Origin of the sequence: Mycolicibacterium rutilum, assembly GCF_900108565.1 — a bacterium.
Taxonomy (GTDB): domain Bacteria; phylum Actinomycetota; class Actinomycetes; order Mycobacteriales; family Mycobacteriaceae; genus Mycobacterium; species Mycobacterium rutilum.
Map to the genome: position 1 here is coordinate 5516668 of NZ_LT629971.1, position 20402 is coordinate 5537069.

Below are 20402 nucleotides of genomic sequence, written 5' to 3' on the forward strand. Positions count from 1 at the left end.
GCCGAGCTTGCAGCGGGACTTCTTGCTTTCGCCCGCAATCAAATCCGCGCTCTGTTGACACCTGGTAGCCGTTGCTCGACCCAATGCCAGTCGATTCGCTCCTGCTCGAGGCGTACTCGATCCCCCAATCCGTCCCCGACCAGTTCCGAATAGAGGTCCCGCTCGTCAGGCGTCAGTCGCGTGAGAACCGATTTGGCCGAACGATCTTCGGTCACCCATCGGTCGCGATGGGTGAGCAGCGTCTCACGGTCCATCAGCACCGAGCGCGCTCGGGGGAGCCACGCACGTAGACGGTCGAGTATGGCGAATCCGTGGGTATCGATGTCGCCCCAGTACAGGATATCGGCTTCCGCCAGCCATCGCAGCCGACCGACGTTGTCGACTTCGAACCCCTTTCCCCAAATCACGACGCCGTCTTCGGGGACGTCGATACTCAGATAGCTGATCTCGTTCTCGACGATGACCGCGATCCGTGGATCGACCGTAAGCTGTGCCAACTCGTCGGAACGCACCGCCAGCTCAGTGAGCGTCGGGCACGGGAAGCCCAGCGAGGGCGAGGGCCGCAGCCGAACCAATCCGGGCTTCGACCGAAGACCCAGGCCCGCAAGGAATCCCGAGGCGGTCGACGAAACGCCAAGCATCGATGCCAACACCGGTCGGTGCCTCTCAGCGAACTTGGTGTCAACGCCGGGTGCACTGATCTCGCGCAGATACCGATTCGATTGACGGTGACCGTCGAGCCAAACGTAAGCAGCGACCAGCTGCGGCATCTCAGGTCCGAGGCTAAGTGCGCGATGCGGATGGTCGACGACCCACTCTCGAACCCGCGGATGTTGATGTGCGAGAGCGAGAAGCTCATCGAAACGACGGACCAAGCTCGCCACGCCCAACAGCGCCCAGGCCTGCTCGATTGAGGACACCACTGCGCGGACGGGCAGCTGGTTACGGCCGATTTGCCTACCGCCGATCGACTGCCACTGAAGTGTGTATCGGCCGTCGCCGCGACGGCCGGCGTCGAGCGCAGCCACCCAGTCGCGCGCCGCGGCGAGGTCGTCGCCGACTTGTGACGGCTTGGGGCCACGAAGTGGTACTTCAATTGGATCAAAGGGATCACCGTTGGCGTGCGCACGCAACAGCGATCCGTCATCCCACCGGCGTCTGACCCTGGCGGCAATGTCATCTGGTGTGGTCCACCCGGCAGTCATGGCCGCTGTCCCTGACGTCGCGTCCGGTACTCCTCGATCGTCATCGTATGGAGCCGCGAGAACGTTCCGGTTGGATTGTCGACGAATCCGATTGCCTTCACGTACGGCTCGATGACGTGAACCTTCTGCAACGGCGTGACGATGAGAAGTTGCAGCCCGAGCGTCGCGAACAGATCCAGTGCGTAGCGCGTCGAGACATCGGAGCCGCGGCCGAATGCTTCGTCGATGACCGCAAACCGGAAGTCGCGTGACTGCTCGGCACCCCACTCGAGTCCGAACTGGTAGGCAAGCGACGCCGCCAGGATCGTGTAGGCGAGCTTCTCCTTCTGGCCGCCGGACTTGCCGTCGGAGTCGCTGTAGTGCTCCCACTCAAGGTCCGTCTCGACATCACGCTCGGAGGCCGAGAAGACGAACCAGTTACGCACGTCGGTGACTCGTCGGGTCCAGTTCTTGTCCGATTCGGCGGAGCCGTCGCGACCGCGGAAGCGCTCGATGACCCGCTTCACGTCGAGGAAACGCTGCTCTGAGTACTGGTCGCCATCGACCGCAAGGCTGTCGTTGGTCAGGTTGCGCAAGTCCGCACGGAACTGCGCAATGTCCTGGTTCCATGTGGGCTCCTTCTCCACTCGGATGAAGCGACCCGGGTTGTAGGGAACTGCGCCGAGCGCCTCGTTGATGCGGTCCACGCGCTCATCGATCGCCGAGGCTTGCCGGTGGAGCCAGTTGTTGAACCCGGCCAACTCCTGAATGGCGTTCTTGTTGAGCTGTTCCTTGAACTCGCTCTCGAAACGCGGGAGATCGTCGGTGGCGATGCGGTCACGGAACGCCAGGAACTCTTGGCGGGCCTCGACATTGGCGTCCATGTCCGCGCGCAGCTCGGGCCACCGGATCAAGACCTTCAGCATTGACTGGATCAGGCTCTGCGCAAAGCCGCCAAGTTCCTTGTTAAGTCGGTCGATACGTTGATGAAGATCCGCGGAAAGGCCGTTCTCGGTCTCGGCGCAGTCCGCTGCCCGCGTCGGGCGGTTCGTCCCTAGGCGTTCGTTGAGAGCCGGGTAGGATTCGCGGGCGGCCGCCAGCTGCGCCTCCGGCTGATCCGCGACGAGCTCGTCGTCACGCTTCTTGTCCCGTTCTGCCTGCTTTGCCTTCGCGGCGGTAGTGGCTAGCTTGCCCGTGAGTTGCTCGATCGAATTCGCCACGACATCAGATTGTTTGGCGTTGTCCGCCAGCGCTCGGGCGATCTCCTCCAAACGGGATGAGCCAGCCTCCAACCGAACCCTTTCGGCGTCATGTTGATTCGCACGCGACTCGGCCTCGTCAACGTCAAGGTCAATCCAGGAGCGGAACCCCTCAATCCGAAGGAGTGCGTCCAACCTTCCTTGCAGGGCTTCCCGCAACGAGTTGAGCCTGACCTGCTCGGATGCGGCCGCCTCGCGCTCGGCCTCCAGCTCGGCGAGCTCGGTGCGCAGCGCGGCGATCTTTCGTTCGTTGGCCCAGCCGAGAACCCAACGACGGGGGTCGTCGACGCGATGCCGGTCGTCCTTCTCGTGGCGCTCGCCGGAGCGCACTTGGCCCTCACGGGTAACAGCCCGCCGCTCACTGCGGAACTCCTCAAGGCTTGCTGTGCAACGGAAGTCGGCCCGTTTCGTGAGTTCGTTGACGAGGTATTCGCGGAAAGGGCCGTCCTTGACGTCGACACAGTCGGCGAGTAGCAGCCCGTCATACTCCGGTGGCTGGAGCCGAACCCGTTGCCGGGCAACCCTTTCGTAGACCAGCTTAGCTCCGGTCATCTTGCCGGCGCGGCCGTGGAAAGTGAGCCGTCGACTGTTCACCCATCCAGTCACAGCGTCGTAGTGCTGCTGTGGCACCAGCAGCGAGAGGGCAAATCCGCGCAAAACCCGCTCCGCGGCTCCCCGCCACTGCGCGCGCTCGTCGAACACGTCGAGAAGCTCACCCGCGTAAGGAAGATCCTCCGGCGTCAGCCCGAGAGCCGCACAAAGCTCGGCGCGCACCTGCACCTGCTCAAGAGGCAGGTTGCTGGTACGTTGCTCCAAGCTCGCGAGTTCCTCGGTGATGTGATCGCACTTCCGTTGGAGCTCTTTCTCACGCCCGATCGCTTCGGCGCTGGCTGCGTCAAGGTTTCGTTTCTCGGCTGCCAGCCGCGGACGCTCGGCGGAAACCAGAGCGGACAGGGCGGTGAACGCCTCGCTGCCGACGACCGCCTCCAGCCCGGCTTCGGAGACGGCGGCGTTGAACAAAATTCTTGTACGACGGCGCGTTTCGGCCTGGTTCCGCGCCATACTAGCGAGGCGTTCCAACTCGCCGATGCGGTCGCCGCCGGCCTTCGCGCGCTCCTCGATGAGGGATTCGCGTTGTCGCGTCAGCGTCTGTTGGCTGGCTTTGGCGGCGTCCTGCTCCTTCCACAGGGCCGCACCTTGCGCCTCAAGCTCGGCAATCTCGCCCGCCAGCAGATTCGACCGAAACTCTGCGATAAAGAGCCGGACGGCGGATCGCTCGCGCTCCCGAGTGTCGCGCTCTGTGAACGCCGCATCGTACTTCGCCGCCGTCTGTACGACGGGCTCGAGCGCTTCGAGTTGTTCTCGCGCCCGCTTGACGGCGTCGTGCGCCCTGGTGAGGTCCTCGAAGTGGTCAATGATGTCGCGGACGCGGTCGGTCGAATCGCTCGGTTCCAGCATGTGGTCGCGCACGAAATCGTTGAGGTTGCCGACAGACTTCAGCGAGACGGTTTGGTGGAACAGCTCAAGCGCCTGCTCCGATCGGATTCCAAGGAGGCGACGCAACGATGTAGCGTACTTGGGGAATTCGTCGAAGAGGTCTGCTCCGGCGGCACGCAGCCGCCTGCGCAGATCGCGCAGATCGGAGCCGAAGTCGGCGAAGTCCGTCCCGATGGACAGTTCTTTTGTAGCGGTGACGAAGAATCGGTAAGGCTGTCCGGTGCTCTCGCGCTGCTGGAATACCTGGGCCAGTGTGACTGTCTCGTCGTAGCCGTGGTTGGTGAAGACTCCGAGGATCACCGAGTACGTTCGCCGGTTCTCACGCAGGCCCTTGGCGCGGGATTTTCCGGTGGCCTCGTTTCGCTCCGACTTGTAGTGGCCTTCAACGTAGGAGCGCAGAGTGCGTTCCCTGGCCTCGGCACCGGCAGCCTTGTTGTAGGCGACCTTGTGGGACGGCACCAACAATGTGGTGAGTGCGTCGACGATCGTCGACTTGCCCGAGCCGATGTCACCGGTGAGCAGCGCGGTATCGGCGCGAGGAGTGAACCGCCAGACCTGGGTGTCGAAGGTACCCCAGTTCAACACCTCGGCGTGCTGGAGCCGGTAGCCGGACCGTCGGCTGTCGCCGAGTTCGACCGTGGAAGAAGGTGTTTCACTCATCACTGGTCACCGCTCCGGCGTACTCGCGCAGCTTGGCCGAGAAGTCCGACAGGGTCTGGGCGTCGACGTAGGCCTTCAGGATTCGCCGTACCTCCCACTGGTCGCGTTGACCGCGCAACTGACGCAGGAAGCCGAGTTCGGCGGCCTTCTTGATGGTCGTCTCCGCCTGCTCCACAATTCGTGCGTCATTCGTGGACTCAGCCTGGAAAAGCCGCAGCATCTCAACGATCTGGTCGGTGGTGAGAACCAATCGGCCCTCACCGCCGGTCGTCTCGAACTCGACGAGCCTCTTGCGCAGCAGCACCAGGAGCAGGCTGACGTTGTAGGTCAGTGCCCGCCTGCGCACCAGGCGCGGGAGTTCCTCATCGCCCTCTTCGGATGGCTGGGAGCGAAGATAGGCGTATCCCTCGGCGTCATCGACCACGACGTCGACGCCGATAGTGGCGAAATGGTCTCGCACGCCGGCGCCCGAACGTTCTAGCGTCAGCCACGTGTCCTCATCCGATTCGCGGTAGACAACCCCTTGCATCAGCCGGATGATGGCGCTGGCGATCGCATACTCGTTGCTCATCGTCGCCGCACCGTCACTTTCGGCAGTCTCGCTCGCTTGGTGAAGTCCGGATCGGCGGGGTCGGCGTACTCCAGGAGCGTCTCGTCGGCGTCGTCCATGTCGACCGTCACGTTCTCGTCGTTGAGTGCGAGGTAGCCGACGACCTCTGCCGCACCCTGCTCGATCGGGTGTACCGCGATGACGTCGGCCAAGAGAGCCGAAGAGTTCTCAGGCAGAACATCGCGGATGGTCTCGATCAAGCGCGCCTGATCGATGAACGTCTGCGTAAACAGCAGGCCGGTGTCGACCTCCTCTGACGCCGGTGGGATGAGACTCTCGACCGCGACCGCTGCGGGCGGCTGGTAGAGCGGGCGCTCAAACGGGAGCGCGATCTCGATGCCGGGCTGGTCAAGTTCGAGCCCGAACGTCGGCGGGTTGTCGCGGAGTTCCAGAGCAACGCTCTCAACTGCGCGGACTAGGTCGAGTACACGTCGGTTCTCCAGCCAGATCTGGTCATCGAGGAAGCGGCGCAGTTGTTCGGAAATCTGCCGGACGGTGCGCTGGGCTCGATCAGCAGCTTCAGACCAGTCATGGTGAATACCGCGAATCCGATCGTCGGCCTCGATGGTCTTGAGGGCAGAAACCTTGGCCAGAAGTTCGGCGAGTTCGGCCTGGCGCGACTCGGAGAGAAGGAAGTCGTAGAACGCTTGAAAGCTCCGACCCTGATCTGAGCCTGCGATCTCGGAGCGGCTTCCGACCAGCTCCGCGAGCAGTTCGCCCTTGGACCCCTCCCAAGTCGCGATCTTCTCTCGCGCGGCCCGGTCCAGGAGCCGAAAGTTCTCTTCCACCTCGCGGAAGTCTGAGAGCAGTTCCCGTGCGGTCGTGGCGAGCTGTTGGTAGCGGTCGCGGACTGCGGTTGCGTCCAGCACCTGAACAACGCCGGCCTCGACGGCAGCGATCTCGGCGTCAAGTTCGTCGCGGCGGCGCCGTAATTCGACCAGCCGGATATCGGGTTCGACTTCGGTTCCGTGCACGATCTGTCGCAACAGCTCGACCACAGTGTGCAGCCTGGACTCGGTCCCCACAAATGATCTGCCTTTGAGGCCCATGACCCACGCGTAGGCCTTCTCGAACGCCGGTGTCACCTCGTAGTGCACTTCGTCATCGCCAGCCGGGTAGAACCGCCGCAGATACCCGGCGTCGGTGGCCGCCCAGTCCTCCAAATACGACCGAGCGTCCTTTGGAAATCGTTCCTGCCCATTCTCGGTGAGGATCTCAGTGTTCAGCGCGTACAGGTGGTCATCCAACGCGGCCGCGACCTCGCTGGCTGAGCATGCGCCTCGGTTGCCCTCGACGAAAAACATCCCAAGGAAGGACAGGATCAGCGTGGCGTTGCTAGCACGCAGCAGTCGCCAAGCGGAGTGCCGCTCCCGCAATGCGTCGATCGTTGCGTAGTCCACCAGCAAAGCCTACGGAATCCCACCGACAGATTCGGGCGTACTCGCCCGAAAGTACACGCCTGCGAAATTGCGATTGATCGCCCAACATTGCCACGGAGGTTCGAGATAGCCCAAGGACATTCAGCAAAGGCTGGTGTTCACAAAACCGCTCACAAGCGGCATGAAATGACCCCAGAGGTCGCACCTCTGGGGCCATTTCCGATTAGTAGCGGGGACAGGATTCGAACCTGCGACCTCTGGGTTATGAGCCCAGCGAGCTACCGAGCTGCTCCACCCCGCGACGGGTGAACGCTAGGTTACCCAAGTGGTCGTGCGGCCTCCAAATCGCCTGCTCATCGCACCTGCTTCGCACGCTCACTGCGGTACGCGCGTGCACAAACTGCGGGAATTTCGCGGCGTGTCGTGTGCGGACACGCACGCTCGCCGATGGGGGGGTCAGGCCGGGGTGCGGATCACCTGGCCGGTGGCCAGCACCCGGCCCGGGTCGTAGCGGTCGGCCAGCGCCGCCAGCCAGTGCAGCGTGTCGTCGTTGTAGACCCGCGACGGTCGATCCGGGTGATAGGACGGCGCGAAGTTCGGCATCTGCCCGCCGGTCGACCACTCGGCGACGGCCGTCGTCACGCCCGCGGCGTGCGCGGCCACCAGTTCCACGATCTCCGGTGCCGCGACGCCGATCACCGCCAGCGAGTACGCCGCGTCGCGATGGCAGAACGCGCTGCGGTGCTGCGGCTCCCGGGCCAGCGACCCGCCGAGCAGCCGCAGCTCCACGATCACCTGCGGTGAGCCCGAGTCCGGGCCGGCGAGTGCGAGGATCGCGTCGACCGCCTCGGCGGGCAGTTCCCGCAGCAGCGCCTGGTCCTCGGTGATCGGCATCGGGTCGACCGGATCCGCGTGCACCGCACCGAGAGCCGCGTACGGCAGCACAGCGACAGTGTCGAGCACCGGCGTGGCCACCGCCCGCATCGGCGCCAGCAGCCGTTCGGCCTCCTCGAGATCGCCGATCGCGGTGTAGCGCACCGCGACCGTCATCTTGCCCGCGAGCGGTTCGGGGACATCCGGCAGCGGCGGCAGCTGCTGGATGGCGATCGACGTGTTGGCCGTCTCCGGGAGGTCCGCCGTCCACTCGCGCCACGCGTGCAGCACCGTCGCCGCGTCGGCACCATCGAAATAGACTGCGCCGCCGTAGAACTCGACGATCGGCAGCAGGTCGATCTCCACCGACGTGACGATGCCCAGCGTCGCCTTGCCGCCGCGCAGACCCCAGAACAGGTCGGCGTTGTCGCGCGGCGACGCCCGGAACAGCCGGCCCTCGCCGGTTACCACGTCGAAGCTGCGGACGTGATCCGACGACAGCCCGACCGTGCGTACCAGTGGGCCGATCCCCCCGCCCGTCAGGTAGCCGACCACGCCGACGCCCGGCGCCGAACCCGCCAGTGGCGCAAGGCCATGCGGCGCCGCCGCCTCGATGACGTCCTGCCACCGCGCACCGGCGCCGACGCGAGCCGTGCAGGTGCGGGTGTCGATCTCGCAGTGCTTCATCGCCGAGGTCTGCACCAGGATCGTGTCCTGCCCGACCCCCACCGCGCCGTGCCCGGTGGCCTGCACCGTGACCGTGAACCCGTGCGCGGCGGCGAACCGGATCGCGCCCGCGACGTCCTGCGCAGTGGTCGCCATCACGACCGCCGCAGGCGCGACCGTCGCCGCGACGTTCCAGGGCGCGCAGCGCTCGTAGCCGGGCTCTCCCGGCAACGCCACGTGCGTGGCGACGTAGTCGCGCAGCATCGGCAGCACCTCGGCGCGATCACGCGTCAGGTCGATGGTCATCGGAGTCCTTTCGTCAAGCCCTCAGGTCGGGACGAAGCATCGCCGAACCGGCTTGGCGGCCCCTTGGCCACGGATTCAAGAAAAATCCAAGTTCGAATGTGCGGTTTCGTCCGCGACTCGCCGCCGCAGCGGACGAAACCGCACACTCGGCGGGCCCGGCCGAGCGCTCACGCCAGCGCGCGGGCGGCGTCGACCACCGACACCATCCCGATCGCCGCCGCGTCGGCCGCCAATGCCGCCACTGCGGCCGTCCGCTCGGGCCCCGGCGCGGTCAGCTCACACTCCAGCAGGCGGCAGCGCAGCAGCGTGGGCACACCGCCGCTGCGCTCGGCCAGGTCGCGAGCGCGGGCCAGGTCGGCGCGGGCGCGGGCGTCGTCCCCGCGCAGCGCGTGCAGGCGCGCAGTGGCCAGGCTCACCGGGCCCGCCGACCCGACCTGACCGAGCACCCCGATGCGGTCGGCGAACGGCGCGAGCTTGGCCAGCAGCAGGTCGGCGAATTCGGGCAGCCGGTGATCGGCGGCGAGGTGGGCCAGCAGCGTGTGATGGCCCAGCGTCGGCCAGATGTGGCCCTCGTCGGACCCCGCCCAGGTGCGCAGCGCCTCCTCGGCGTCGGCGCGTGCCTGCGGGCCGGTCGACAGCGTCAGCACCCCGGTGCGGACCACGCTGACGACGCCGGGGCCGCCGAACGCGTTGACGTCGCGCGCGGCCATCCAGTCGGCGGGCACGGGCCCGCCCTTCTCCCGCAACAGCGTCGCGGTCGCGAGCAGTGCGCTGCCCGCCTCGTACAGCTCGGTCTGCTCGTGCACGTGCGCGGCGATCGCGTGATGCCGCTCGGCCTCGGCGAAATCGCCGACCCACGCCGCGAGGACCGCCTCCATCCAGCGCAGCTGCGCGCGCAGCACCGGTAGCTTGATGTCCTCGCTGCCGGCGATCCCGGCCTGCAGGTGACGACGGGCCGCGGCGACGTCGCCGAGGTTCATCGCCGCCATCGTCGCGACCGAATGCGCGATCACCGCATCCTCGTGAGAACGGCTGTGCCGCAACGAGTTCAGGCGCTGCACCCACGCCAGCGTCTCGCGGCTGTGGGTCGCCACCCCCGAGTAGGTGACCAGCCGGCCCATCAGCACATCGGCCACCACGTCGCGATCACCTGCGGCCTCCGCGAGCCGGTCGGCGTCGTCGAGCAGCGTCGCGGCGACAGCGGGATCGCGGTGATAGCAGTGGCCCACGGCCAGCGCGGACAGCACCCGCGCGCCGGCCGCCGGGTCGTCGGCGGCGAGCGCGGCGGCCCGCTCGAGCAGCACCAGCAACTCCCCCGGCTCGCGGCCCGGTGCCAGCCACGGCCACCCGCCGCTGGCCCGCAGCAGCGCGCTGGCCACCCGGCCGGTGGTGGCGATCCGCCCGGTACGCAACGCCTCGCCGAGATAGCGCTGCACGCTGTCGAGTACCAGTTGGCCGCGGCCCGCGCGGGAATGTGCCTCGAGCAGTTCCACCGTCAGCGCGTCACGCTCACCGTCGTCCCGCGACGACGAGGGCAGCCGGTCGTAGGCGTCCAGCGCTGCCTGCCACCACTGGGCGGCGATGTCCGAACTCCATTGCGCAGTGGCCTGTTCGGCGGCCAGCCGGCACGCCTGCACGACGTCGCCGGGTTCCACCAGCGGCTGCGCGGCGACCAAATGCTGCGCGCGGCGGGTCGGCGCGTCGGGGTCGGTGCTGTCGGCGAGCACCTCGCCGACCTTGGCGTGCACCCGCTGGCGGCGCAGCGCCGGCATGCCCGCCAGCAGCTGCTCGCGCAGCAGGCCGTGTGCGAACACGTAGCCGCCGCCGCCGTGCGCGGTGACGATGATCCGTTCGTCGGCGGCGTCGTCGAGGTGGTCGGCCAGGGTGTCGAGATCGAGCCCGGTCGTTCTGGCCAGCACCGGGACCGCGGACGCGTCGATCACATCGCCGATGACCGCCGCGGTGCGCAAGATCTGTACCACAACGGGATCCAGTGCGGCCAAACGGCGTTCGAGCACCACACGCACCGCGTGCGGAATCTCGGAGCCCGCCCGTTCGGCGCGGGGCAGCCGGGCGTATTCGGAGACGAAGAACGGGTTGCCGCCGGTGCGGTCGGCGAGTTCGGCCGCCTCGGCCGCGGTGACCGGTTCCTCGGCGATCTCACCAGCCAGCGTGGCGACGTCGGCCGACGACAGCGCGGGAACTTCGATGTGCCGGTTGTTTTTTCCGCGTGCGACGGTGCTCAGCAGGCGGGCCACCTCGGGTGTGTGTTCGCCGTCGCGGACGGTGACGAGCATCAGCACCGGCCGGCCGCGCAGGGCGCCCGCGACGTAGGCCAGGCAGCTCGCCGACGTGGGATCCGACCACTGCACATCGTCGACGACCACCGCCAGCGGCCGGCCCGCTGCCTCCAGCAGCGCTTGAATCCGTTCGTAGACATGAAATCTCGCGGTGTCGGGGTCGGCCCCGGCCGGCACTTCGAGCACCGCGTCGGCGTCGGCGCCCAGCGCGCGCACCAGCTGGCGCATCGGCCACCACGGCGGCGTGGCGCGCTCGTCGGGGCACCCGACCCACACGACGTCGGCGCCGCCCGCCGACACCCGCTCCGAGATCTCCTCGGCCAGCCGCGTCTTGCCGATGCCGGGTGGCCCCGACAGCACCATCCAGCGAGTCGCCCCGGCGATCACCCCGGCCACGATGTCGTCGGCGACGGACAGTTCGCGATTGCGGCCCACCAGCGGGGCGCGATGGGCGACGGGTTCGAAGACAGCCGCCGCGACGGCGTCCGCCGCGGGGCCCGAGATCGGCGCGGCGCCGCTCCATTCCGGCGACCGCGGCCACGCCGCGAGTTCCGGGGCCTGGCGCAGCACCGCGGTCTGCAGTTCACGCAGCTCCGGTCCGGGTTCGAGGCCGAGTTCCGCGTCGAGGAGTTTGGCGTGGCGGGTGTAAACCTCCAGCGCCTCGGCGGCCCGGCCCGCCCGGTACAACGTCAACATCTGCAGCCGGCAGCCGCGATCGGCGAGCGGGTCCAGCGCACGCAGCCGCGACACCTCGGTCAGCGCCGCCGGCAGGCGGCCCAACGCCAGCAGCGAGATCACCCTGTCGGCAACGCATTCGGTGTGCATCTCGGCGATGCGGGCGGCCTCCTCGCGCGCCCAGGCGGCGTCGGCCAGGTCCTCGAGCAGCGGCCCGCGCATCAGGTTCAGGGCCGCGTCGGCCTCGGCGAGTCCCTGCTCCCAGCGTTCGGCCTCCACCGCGGCCGCGGCCCGAGCGCAGTGCGCCGCGAACGCGGTGACATCGACCGAGTCGGGATCGACCTCGAGGTAATACCCGGGCGGCTGCCGCACGATCGGGGACGCCATCTGCGACTCACCGGACGCCGCGCGCAGCGCCCGGCGCAGGTTCGAGATGTAGGCCTGCAGGCTGGCGGTCGCGCTGTCCGGCACGTCGTCGCCCCACACCGCGTCGATGAGCCGGTCCACCGAGACCACCCGGCCCCGCGCCAGCAACAGCGCGGCGAGCACCACCCGCTGCTTGTGCGGGCCGACGTCGACCGTCGAGTCGGCCCGGACCACCTGCAGTGGCCCCAGTAACCGATAGTGCACCGGCGGCGGCTCAGCCCGCCGACTGGTACTTGCTCATCGCGTCGTCGAGACGCTGCAGCGCTTCACCGTACTCAGCGAAATCGCCACCCTGCTGCGCCTCCCGCAGCGCGTCGAGCGCGGAGTTGACCTCCTGCAGCGCAGCGGCTTTCGCACCCGACAACTCCACCGGTCCGCCCGGCGGCACCGCGGCGGGGGTGGGCACCTCCGGAGCCCGGCCCTCCTGGTTGGCCGGCGGCCGTCCTGTCGGCGGTTGACCGTCGGCGGGCGGCTGCGCGGCGGGCTGGCCACCCGCGCCGGCCAACGGCGCGGGCCCGGTCGCGGTGGCGTCGGCGCCGGGACCGAACAACTCGGTGAGCGCGTCGCGCACCGTCGGCCCGTAGCCGACCTTGTCGTTGTACATCATCGCCACACGGATCAGGCGCGGATACGACGACGCCGCATCACTGGCGCCCGGCGACGCGTACACCGGTGCGACATAGAGCAATCCGCCTTGGGCCACCGGCAGTGTCAGCAGGTTGCCCCACCGGATGCGGTTCTGGTTGTCGCGGCCGATGACGCCGAGGTCCTGGCTGACCGCGGTGTCGGTGCTGATCGCGTTGAACGCCAGCTTCGGACCGTTGACCTGACCGGGAATGGTCAGCACCGTGAGCTTGCCGTAGGTGTCGGGATCCGAACTGGCGCTGATGTAAGCCGCCAGGAAGTCGCGACGGAACCGGTTCATCGCGCTGGTCAACTGGAACGACGGCGAACTGTCGTTGGCTGCAAGGTCTTTGGCGACGATGTAGTACGGCGGCTGGTAGCTGCTGGCCGTCGGGTTCGGATCCAGCGGCACGTCCCAGAAGTCCGACGTCGAGAAGAACGTGATCGGGTCATCGACGTGGTACTTGGCCAACAGCGCGCGCTGCACCTTGAACATGTCCTCGGGGTAGCGCAGATGCTGCTGCAGTTCGGGGGTGATGTCGCTCTTGGGTTTGATCGTGCCAGGGAACACGTTCATCCAGGCGTGCAGCACGGGATCCTGCTCGTCCTGCGCGTAGAGCGTCACCGTTCCGTCGTAGGCGTCGACGGTGGCCTTGACCGAGTTGCGGATGTAGGACACCTGCTTGTCCGGGGCCAGCCGGTTGATCGCCACCTCATTGGAGTCGGCGGTGGCGCTCGACAGCGTCGTCAACTCCGAGTACGGGTAGTTGTCCAACGTGGTGTAGCCGTCGACGATCCACACCATCCGCTTGTTGACGATCGCGGGGTACACGCTGGTGTCGGTGGTCAGCCACGGTGCCACCGCCTCCACCCGGTCTGCCGGGTCGCGGTTGAACAGGATCTTGCTGTTCTCGCCGATCACGTTGGAGAACAGGAAGTTCCGCTCGGCGAACTTCGCGGCGAACACCGAGCGCGCCAGCCAGTTGCCGATCGGCACGCCGCCGCGGCCGGTGTAGGTGTAGTTGCGGGTCTCGGTGTTGGTCTCGTAGTCGTATTCGCGCGGGGCGCCGTTCTCCCCGACGATCGCGTAGTCGGCCGGGGTGTTGGCGATGACCGGCCCGTAGTAGATGCGCGGCTGGTCGAGCGGGGCGGGACCCGGTGAGATCACCTGACCGTTGGGGCCGACCACGCTGGCCAGGAACTCGGGGTAGCCGCCGTTCTGGTTGGGGTCGTTGGCCACCCCGCGCACGGTGTTGGCCGGCGAGGCGATGAACCCGTTGCCGTGGGTGTAGACGGAATGGCGGTTGATCCAGTCGCGCTGGTTGTCGATCAACCGGTCCGGGTTCAACTCGCGGGCGGCGACCACGAAGTCGCGCAGGTTGCCGTCGCGGCCGACGTAGCGGTCCATCGACAGCTGGTCGGGGAAGTAGTAGAAGTTCTTGCCCTGCTGGAACTGGGTGAACGCGGGGCTGACGATCGTCGGGTCGAGCAGACGGATGTTCGAGGTCGTCGCGCGGTCGGCGGCGACCTGCTGGGCGGTCGCCTGCGCGTCGCCGCTGTAGTCGCGGTAGGTGACCACTTCGTCGGTCAGCCCGTAGGCCTGTCTGGTGGCGGCGATGCTGCGGCTGATGTATTCGCTTTCCTTCTGCGCCGCATTCGGTTTGACGCTGAACTGCTCGACGACCAGCGGCCAGCCGGCGCCGACCACCATCGACGACAGCAGCAGCAGCACCACGCCGATCGCGGGGATGCGCAGATCGCGCAGCACGATCGCCGAGAACACCGCGGCGGCGCAGATGATCGCGATCGCCATCAGGATCAGCTTGGCGGGCAGCACGGCATTGATGTCGGTGTAGCCGGCGCCGGTGAACGGCTTACCGCCGCGCGTGTGGCTGAGCAGCTCGTAGCGGTCCAGCCAGTAGGCGACGGCCTTGAGCAGCATCAGGACACCGACCAGGGTGATCAGCTGGATGCGGGCGGCGCGGCTGAGCGCGCCGGCGCGACCGGACAACCGGATGCCGCCGAACAGGTAGTGGCCCAACAGGTTCGCGATGAACGCCAGGAACGTCGCGACGAACAGGTAGTTCAGCACCAGCCGGTAGAACGGCAGGTCGAACGCGTAGAAGCCGAGATCCTTGCCGAACTGCGGGTCGTTGATCCCGAAGTTGTTGCCGTGCAGGAAGAGCTGCACCGTCTCCCACTGCCCGACCGCGAACAGCCCGACGAACAACCCGATCAGTGCGGGCACCCCGATGCCGACCAGCCGCAGCCGGGTCATCACCGCGGTCCGGTACCGGGCGACCGGGTCGTTGGGCCCGTTGGTCGGCACGAACACCGGGCGGGTGCGGTAGGCCAGGGCCATCCCGGCGAACAGGATGACGCCGATCAGCAACGCCACCACCAGGAACAGGATGATCTGGGTGACCAGCACGGTGGTGAACACCGAGCGGTAGCCGAGTTCGCCGAACCACAGCCAGTTGACGTAGGTGTCGATCAGCCGCTGCCCGAACAACACCAACACCAGGGCGAAGACCCCCACCCCGATGAGGATCCGGCTACGTCGTGTCAGCATCGGCATTCGTGCCGCGGGCCGCATACCCACTCGTCGACTCCAGTCGTTTTTCCCAGATCGTCACTCTGACGTGCCCCAACTCTACGCAACCGCGGTTCGGGTTTGGCCGGGCGTTGACCTAGCAGTGCGGTCGTTCGCCACCGGCGGACAACGTCTTCAGGGCGTCGACGGCGGTCGCCAGGGTGTCGACCTTGACCAGTTCGAGGCCTTCCTGCGGTGCGGTCTTGGCTTCCTCGCAGTTGTCGGCCGGCACCAGGAACATCGTCGCGCCGGCTTCGCGGGCGGCCAGCATCTTGTGGGTGATGCCGCCGATCGAGCCGACCTCGCCGTCGCCGGTGATGGTGCCGGTGCCTGCGACGAACTGGCCGTCGTTGAGGTCGCCGGTGGTCAGCTTGTCCACCACGGCCAGCGAGAACATCAGGCCTGCCGAGGGGCCGCCGATGTTGGCGAGGTTGAACTGGATGAAGAACGGCGCCCACGGCGCGTCGAGCACCCCGATGCCCAGGTAGCCCTGGTCGCGTTCGGGGTGCTTGCCCAGCGTGATCGTCGCGACGCCGGGCGCGGCGTCCTTGCGGCGGTAGTCCAGCACGACGGTGTCGCCGGGTTTGGTGTCGGTGAGCAGCGCCTGGAACTGCTCGAGGTTGGCGACCGGCTTGCCGTTGACGGCGTCGATCGCGTCGCCGTCCTCGAGCTTGCCCGCCGACGGCCCGTCGTCGTTGACGTTCTCCACGGTGACCGACATCGGGTACTTGAGGTAGAGCAGCGCGGCGTACTCGGCGCTGTCCTCGGACTGGCGGAAGTCGGTGGTGTTGGCCTCTTCGACCTCTTCGCGGGTCTTGTCCGGCGGATACACCAGGTCGCGCGGCACCAGCTGTTCGCGGCCCGACAGCCACAGCGCCATCGCCTGGCCCAGGGTGAGCTGGTCGCGCTGCGACACCGTGGTCATGTTGAGGTGCCCGGTCGTGGGATAGACGTCGGTGCCCTCGATGTCGACGACCTCTTTACCGTCGATCTCGCCGAGGGTGTTGAACGTCGGCCCCGGGCCCAGCGACACGTAGGGCACCGTCACCACCGACACCAGCAGCCCGAAGACGAGGATCGGGACGAGCGCGACGAGCAACGTCAGAGTCCGCCTGTTCACGTCGCCCAATGTAAAGGTTGGGGCTGCGGAGCCCCCGGTTCGCTCTCAGCGCAGCCGCCGGTCCACACCGCGCGGCGGCGATGAGTACCGTTGAGGTCATGGCTGACCTGCCTTTCGGCTTCTCCTCCGGAGACGACCCCGAGCGCGACAAGCGCAAGAAAGACCCCGACGGTGGGTCCGGGGACCCCTTCGGCATGGGTTTTGCAGGCGGCTCCGAGTTCGACATGAGCCAGCTGGGCCAGATCTTCAGCAAGCTCGGCGAGATGTTCAGCGGCGCCGGCGGCGCGATGGCCGGCGGCAAGCAGGCCGGCCCTGTCAACTACGACCTGGCCCGGCAGCTGGCGTCCAGCCAGATCGGCTTCGTCGCCCCGGTGCCGGAGTCGACCAGTTCCGCGATCGGTGACGCCGTGCGGCTGGCCGAGACCTGGCTCGACGGGGTGACCGCGCTGCCCGCCGGCACCAGCAAGGCCGTGGCGTGGACGCCGACGGACTGGATCGACAACACGCTGGAGCGCTGGAAGCGGCTGTGCGACCCGGTGGCCGAACAGATCTCGACGGTGTGGGCGTCGACGCTGCCGGAGGAGGCCAGGAGCATGGCCGGTCCGCTGCTGTCGATGATGACGCAGATGGGCGGGATGGCGTTCGGCTCCCAGCTCGGTCAGGCGCTGGGCAAGCTGTCGCGAGAAGTGTTGACCTCCACCGACGTTGGGCTTCCGCTCGGACCCAAGGGTGTGGCGGCGCTGATGCCCGAGGCGATCGAGTCGCTGTCCGAGGGCCTCGAGCAGCCGCGCAGCGAGATCCTGACGTTCCTGGCCGCCCGGGAGGCCGCGCACCACCGGCTGTTCAGCCACGTGCCGTGGCTGTCGAGCCAGCTGCTCAACGCCGTCGAGGCGTTCGCCAAGGGCATGAAGATCGACATGAGCGGCATCGAGGAGCTGGCCGCAGGGTTCAACCCGGCCGCACTGGCCGACCCGTCGCAGCTCGAGCAGCTGCTCAATCAGGGCATCTTCGAGCCGAAGGCCACCCCCGAGCAGACCGCGGCCCTCGAGCGCCTCGAGACGCTGCTGGCGCTGATCGAGGGCTGGGTGCAGACCGTCGTCGCCGAGGCGCTGGGTGACCGTATCCCCGGCACGTCGGCGCTGGCCGAGATGCTGCGCCGGCGCCGCGCCACCGGCGGACCGGCCGAGCAGACGTTCGCGACGCTGGTCGGGCTGGAGTTGCGGCCGCGCAAGATGCGCGAGGCCGCCGTGCTGTGGGAGCGGCTGACCCAGGCGGTCGGCGCCGACGCCCGCGACGCGGTGTGGCAGCACCCGGATCTGCTGCCCAGCCCGCAGGACCTCGACGAGCCCGCGGGGTTCATCGACCGGATGGTCGGCGGCGACACCAGCGGTATGGACAGCGCCATCGAGGAGGCGATCGCCGACCTCGAGAAGGATCTGCAGGATCCCGACCGCGGCAAGGACGACCCGCAGCTCTGACTTGCGCCGAGTGGCCAGTTATCGCGCGGTTTTCGAGGGATCCCGCCGCGTAAGTGGCCACTCGGGCGCATAGCCCTGTGGATAACTCGCGGCGGGGTGGCCGCGGCGTGGCACGCTCGATCGATGACGCGTTACGCGTTGAACTCCGCGACCCCGGTGCTGCTGCGCCCCGACGGCGCCGTGCAGGTGGGGTGGGATCCGCGGCGCGCCGTGCTGATCCGGCCGCCGGCCGGAATGACCGCCTCGACGCTGGCGATGCTGCTGCGCCACCTGCAATCCGGAGCGACGACCGCCGACCTGCAGCAGGCGGCGCCCGACGTCGAGCGCGCCGTGCTGGACGGCCTGATCGGCGCGCTGGTGAAGGCGCGGGTGCTGACCGCGGATGCGGCGCGCCGCGGCCGGAGTGCGGCGGTGCGCGTGCACGGCCGCGGCCCGCTGTCGGATCTGCTGCTCGGCGCGCTGCGCTGTTCGGGGGCCCGGGTCACCCACAGCAACCGCAGCGACGCCGGTGCGCCGCCGGGTTCACTCGACCTGGTGGTGCTCGCCGACTATCTGGTGGCCGACCCGCGAATGGTGCGCGATCTGCACGCCGGGCAGGTGCCGCATCTGCCGGTGCGGGTGCGAGACGGCGTCGGCCTGGTCGGACCGTTGGTCATCCCCGGCGTGACGAGCTGCCTGGGGTGCGCCGATCTGCACCGCAGCGACCGCGACCCGGCCTGGCCGGCGGTCGCCGCCCAGCTGCGCCACACGGTCGGCGCCGCTGACCGCGCGACCGTGCTGGCCACCGCGGCGCTGGCGCTCAACCAGATCGACCGGGTCGTGCGGGCCGTCGGTGGCGAGCGTTCGGGCGCCGGCGATGAGCCGCCCCCTGCGCTCGACAGCACGCTGGAGTTCGACGTCAACGTCGGCGCAGTCGCGGTGCGCCGGTGGAGCCGTCATCCCCGGTGCACATGCTGACTACGGGCGTTGGCAAGTCGTTGCGAAGTGTTCAGCGTCGTCATGGATGATGGTCTGGTGAGTGAGATCAAGCGGGGCAGCGCTGCGCGGAACGCCAAGTTGGCCGGCCTCGGCGCCGGGATGGCAGGGCGGGCCGCGCTGGGCTTCGGCAAACGGCTGACCGGCAAGTCGAAAGACGAGGTCAACGCCGAGCTGATGGACAAGGCCGCCCAGCAGTTGTTCCAGGTGCTCGGTGAGCTCAAGGGCGGCGCGATGAAGGTCGGCCAGGCGCTGTCGGTGATGGAGGCCGCCATCCCCGAGCAGTACGGCAAGCCGTACCGCGAGGCGCTGACCAAACTGCAGCGCGAGGCTCCGCCGCTGCCCGCCCCGAAGGTGCACCGGGTGCTCGACCAGCAGCTCGGCACGAAGTGGCGCGAACGGTTCACGTCGTTCGAGGACAAGCCGGTGGCCTCGGCCAGCATCGGACAGGTGCACAAGGCGGTCTGGTCCGACGGCCGCGTCGTCGCGGTGAAGATCCAGTACCCCGGCGCCGACGAGGCGCTGCGCGCCGACCTCAAGACGATGCAGCGCATGGTCGGGGTGCTCAAGCAGCTCTCCCCCGGCGCCGACGTGCAGGGCGTCGTCGACGAACTCATCGAACGCACCGAGATGGAGCTGGACTACCGGCTCGAGGCCGACAACCAGCGGGCGTTCGCCAAGGCCTACGACGGGCACCCGCGGTTCGCGGTGCCGCGCATCGTCGCCAGCGCGCCCAAGGTCGTGATCCAGGAGTGGATCGAGGGTGTGCCGATGTCGGAGATCATCCGCGACGGCACCCAGGAACAGCGAGACCTGATGGGCGCCAGGCTTTTCGAATTGACCTACGACGCGCCGCGCCGGCTGGAGATGATGCACGGCGACGCGCACCCCGGCAACTTCATGCTGCTGGCCGACGGCCGGATGGGCGTCATCGACTTCGGCGCGGTGGCGCCGCTGCCCGGCGGCATTCCGATCGAGATCGGGTTGGCGACGCGGTACGCGCTCAACGACGACTACGACAACCTGCTGACCGCGATGCAGAAGATCGGGTTCGTCCAGAAGGGCGAGCAGGTGTCCAAGCGCGAGATGGACGACATCATGCGGCAATACGTGGAGCCGCTGGAGGTCGAGGTGTTCCACTACTCGCGCAAGTGGCTGCAGCGGATCACCGCGGCGAACATGAAACCGGACCGCGCGGCCGGCCAGATCAAGGCGGCGCGGCAGATGGACGTGCCGGCCAAGCTCGCGATCCCGCTGCGGGTGATCGCCTCCAACGTGGCGATCGCATGTCAGCTCGACGCGCACATCCCGGCACGGCAGCTGGCGACGGAGCTGGTGCCGGGGTTCGCCGACGCGGCCTAGTTACGCGAACGCCGGGAAGATGACGGGTCGCGTCATCTCCCCGGCGCCTCGCTAGGCGGCTGCACCCGCAGTGTTCTTGCGGGGCCTGCCGCGCGGCCTCTTGCGGGCGATGACCTCGCCGCGCTCGAGGATCTCACCGCCCCAAACACCCCACGGCTCTTGCCTTTCCAGCGCGGCGGCCAGGCACTCGCGCCGGATCGGGCAGGTCGTGCACAACGCCTTGGCGCGTTCGAGTTCGGCGGGGCTCTCGGCGAACCACAGATCGGGATCGTTTCTGTGACACGGCACCGCCAGCTTCGTCTTCTCCCGGCATGTCCTCGATAGGCCGCTCTTGGTTGGAGCGCTCATCGCAGTTGACATGGCTCGTTCCTCTGCTTCCTGGTCGTTTCGTCGCTTCTCGGATCTGTTCTCGGGA

12 protein-coding genes and 1 tRNA gene are annotated in these 20402 nt (G+C 68.0%); 3 read left to right on the forward strand and 10 right to left on the reverse strand.

Annotated features, from left to right (window positions below):
• Positions 1–38: 38 nt before the first annotated feature.
• The 9 genes from BLW81_RS26885 to BLW81_RS26925 form a co-directional block, all read right to left on the reverse strand.
• On the reverse strand, positions 39–1205 hold the full coding sequence (locus tag BLW81_RS26885) for a Wadjet anti-phage system protein JetD domain-containing protein (protein WP_083409844.1): 1167 nt from the start codon (positions 1203–1205) through the stop codon (positions 39–41).
• Positions 1202–4600, reverse strand: a complete 3399-nt coding sequence (locus BLW81_RS26890; protein WP_083410844.1) for an ATP-binding protein — start codon at positions 4598–4600, stop codon at positions 1202–1204. Before BLW81_RS26890 ends, BLW81_RS26885 begins: the two co-directional genes overlap by 4 nt.
• The gene (locus tag BLW81_RS26895) at positions 4593–5171 is read right to left on the reverse strand and encodes a DUF4194 domain-containing protein (protein ID WP_083409845.1); all 579 of its coding nucleotides are present in this window, start codon (positions 5169–5171) and stop codon (positions 4593–4595) included. The genes BLW81_RS26890 and BLW81_RS26895 overlap by 8 nt, the downstream gene beginning before the upstream one ends.
• Positions 5168–6610, reverse strand: coding sequence for a DUF3375 domain-containing protein (locus BLW81_RS26900; protein WP_083409846.1), 1443 nt, complete (start codon positions 6608–6610; stop codon positions 5168–5170). Before BLW81_RS26900 ends, BLW81_RS26895 begins: the two co-directional genes overlap by 4 nt.
• A gap of 206 nt (positions 6611–6816) precedes the next feature.
• Positions 6817–6890 (reverse strand) — tRNA-Met (locus BLW81_RS26905).
• A gap of 155 nt (positions 6891–7045) precedes the next feature.
• A complete protein-coding gene (locus tag BLW81_RS26910; protein WP_083409847.1) occupies positions 7046–8434 on the reverse strand; it encodes an FAD-binding oxidoreductase in 1389 nt (462 codons plus the stop codon).
• A 167-nt stretch (positions 8435–8601) separates the two neighbouring features.
• Positions 8602–12039, reverse strand: a complete 3438-nt coding sequence (locus tag BLW81_RS26915) for an ATP-binding protein (protein ID WP_083409848.1) — start codon at positions 12037–12039, stop codon at positions 8602–8604.
• A 10-nt stretch (positions 12040–12049) separates the two neighbouring features.
• Positions 12050–15061, reverse strand: coding sequence for a UPF0182 family protein (locus tag BLW81_RS26920; RefSeq protein ID WP_083409849.1), 3012 nt, complete (start codon positions 15059–15061; stop codon positions 12050–12052).
• Between the two features lie 88 nt (positions 15062–15149).
• Positions 15150–16172 carry a YlbL family protein gene (locus BLW81_RS26925; protein ID WP_083410845.1) on the reverse strand — a complete coding sequence of 341 codons (1023 nt, stop codon included), beginning with the start codon at positions 16170–16172 and terminating at the stop codon, positions 15150–15152.
• A gap of 98 nt (positions 16173–16270) precedes the next feature.
• Between BLW81_RS26925 and BLW81_RS26930 the strand changes: the two genes are divergently transcribed.
• The 3 genes from BLW81_RS26930 to BLW81_RS26940 all read left to right on the forward strand — a co-directional run bounded on the left by BLW81_RS26930 (position 16271) and on the right by BLW81_RS26940 (position 19987).
• Positions 16271–17650, forward strand: a complete 1380-nt coding sequence (locus BLW81_RS26930; RefSeq protein WP_083409850.1) for a zinc-dependent metalloprotease — start codon at positions 16271–16273, stop codon at positions 17648–17650.
• A gap of 123 nt (positions 17651–17773) precedes the next feature.
• On the forward strand, positions 17774–18607 hold the full coding sequence (locus tag BLW81_RS26935; RefSeq protein WP_083409851.1) for a bacteriocin biosynthesis cyclodehydratase domain-containing protein: 834 nt from the start codon (positions 17774–17776) through the stop codon (positions 18605–18607).
• 42 nt (positions 18608–18649) lie between these two features.
• Positions 18650–19987: a macrolide-binding ATPase MABP-1 gene (locus BLW81_RS26940; RefSeq protein WP_083410846.1), complete on the forward strand. Its 1338-nt coding sequence runs from the start codon at positions 18650–18652 to the stop codon at positions 19985–19987.
• A gap of 51 nt (positions 19988–20038) precedes the next feature.
• Here the strand turns inward: BLW81_RS26940 and BLW81_RS26945 are convergent, their stop codons facing one another.
• Positions 20039–20347 carry a WhiB family transcriptional regulator gene (locus BLW81_RS26945; protein WP_083409852.1) on the reverse strand — a complete coding sequence of 103 codons (309 nt, stop codon included), beginning with the start codon at positions 20345–20347 and terminating at the stop codon, positions 20039–20041.
• Positions 20348–20402: the final 55 nt, after the last annotated feature.

Coding starts and splice junctions, on each gene's coding strand:
- BLW81_RS26885 (WP_083409844.1), bottom strand. CDS start 1,205: ATGACTGCCGGGTGGACCACACCAGATGACATTGCCGCCAGGGTCAGA.
- BLW81_RS26890 (WP_083410844.1), bottom strand. CDS start 4,600: ATGAGTGAAACACCTTCTTCCACGGTCGAACTCGGCGACAGCCGACGG.
- BLW81_RS26895 (WP_083409845.1), bottom strand. CDS start 5,171: ATGAGCAACGAGTATGCGATCGCCAGCGCCATCATCCGGCTGATGCAA.
- BLW81_RS26910 (WP_083409847.1), bottom strand. CDS start 8,434: ATGACCATCGACCTGACGCGTGATCGCGCCGAGGTGCTGCCGATGCTG.
- BLW81_RS26930 (WP_083409850.1), top strand. CDS start 16,271: ATGGCTGACCTGCCTTTCGGCTTCTCCTCCGGAGACGACCCCGAGCGC.
- BLW81_RS26935 (WP_083409851.1), top strand. CDS start 17,774: ATGACGCGTTACGCGTTGAACTCCGCGACCCCGGTGCTGCTGCGCCCC.
- BLW81_RS26940 (WP_083410846.1), top strand. CDS start 18,650: ATGGATGATGGTCTGGTGAGTGAGATCAAGCGGGGCAGCGCTGCGCGG.
- BLW81_RS26945 (WP_083409852.1), bottom strand. CDS start 20,347: ATGTCAACTGCGATGAGCGCTCCAACCAAGAGCGGCCTATCGAGGACA.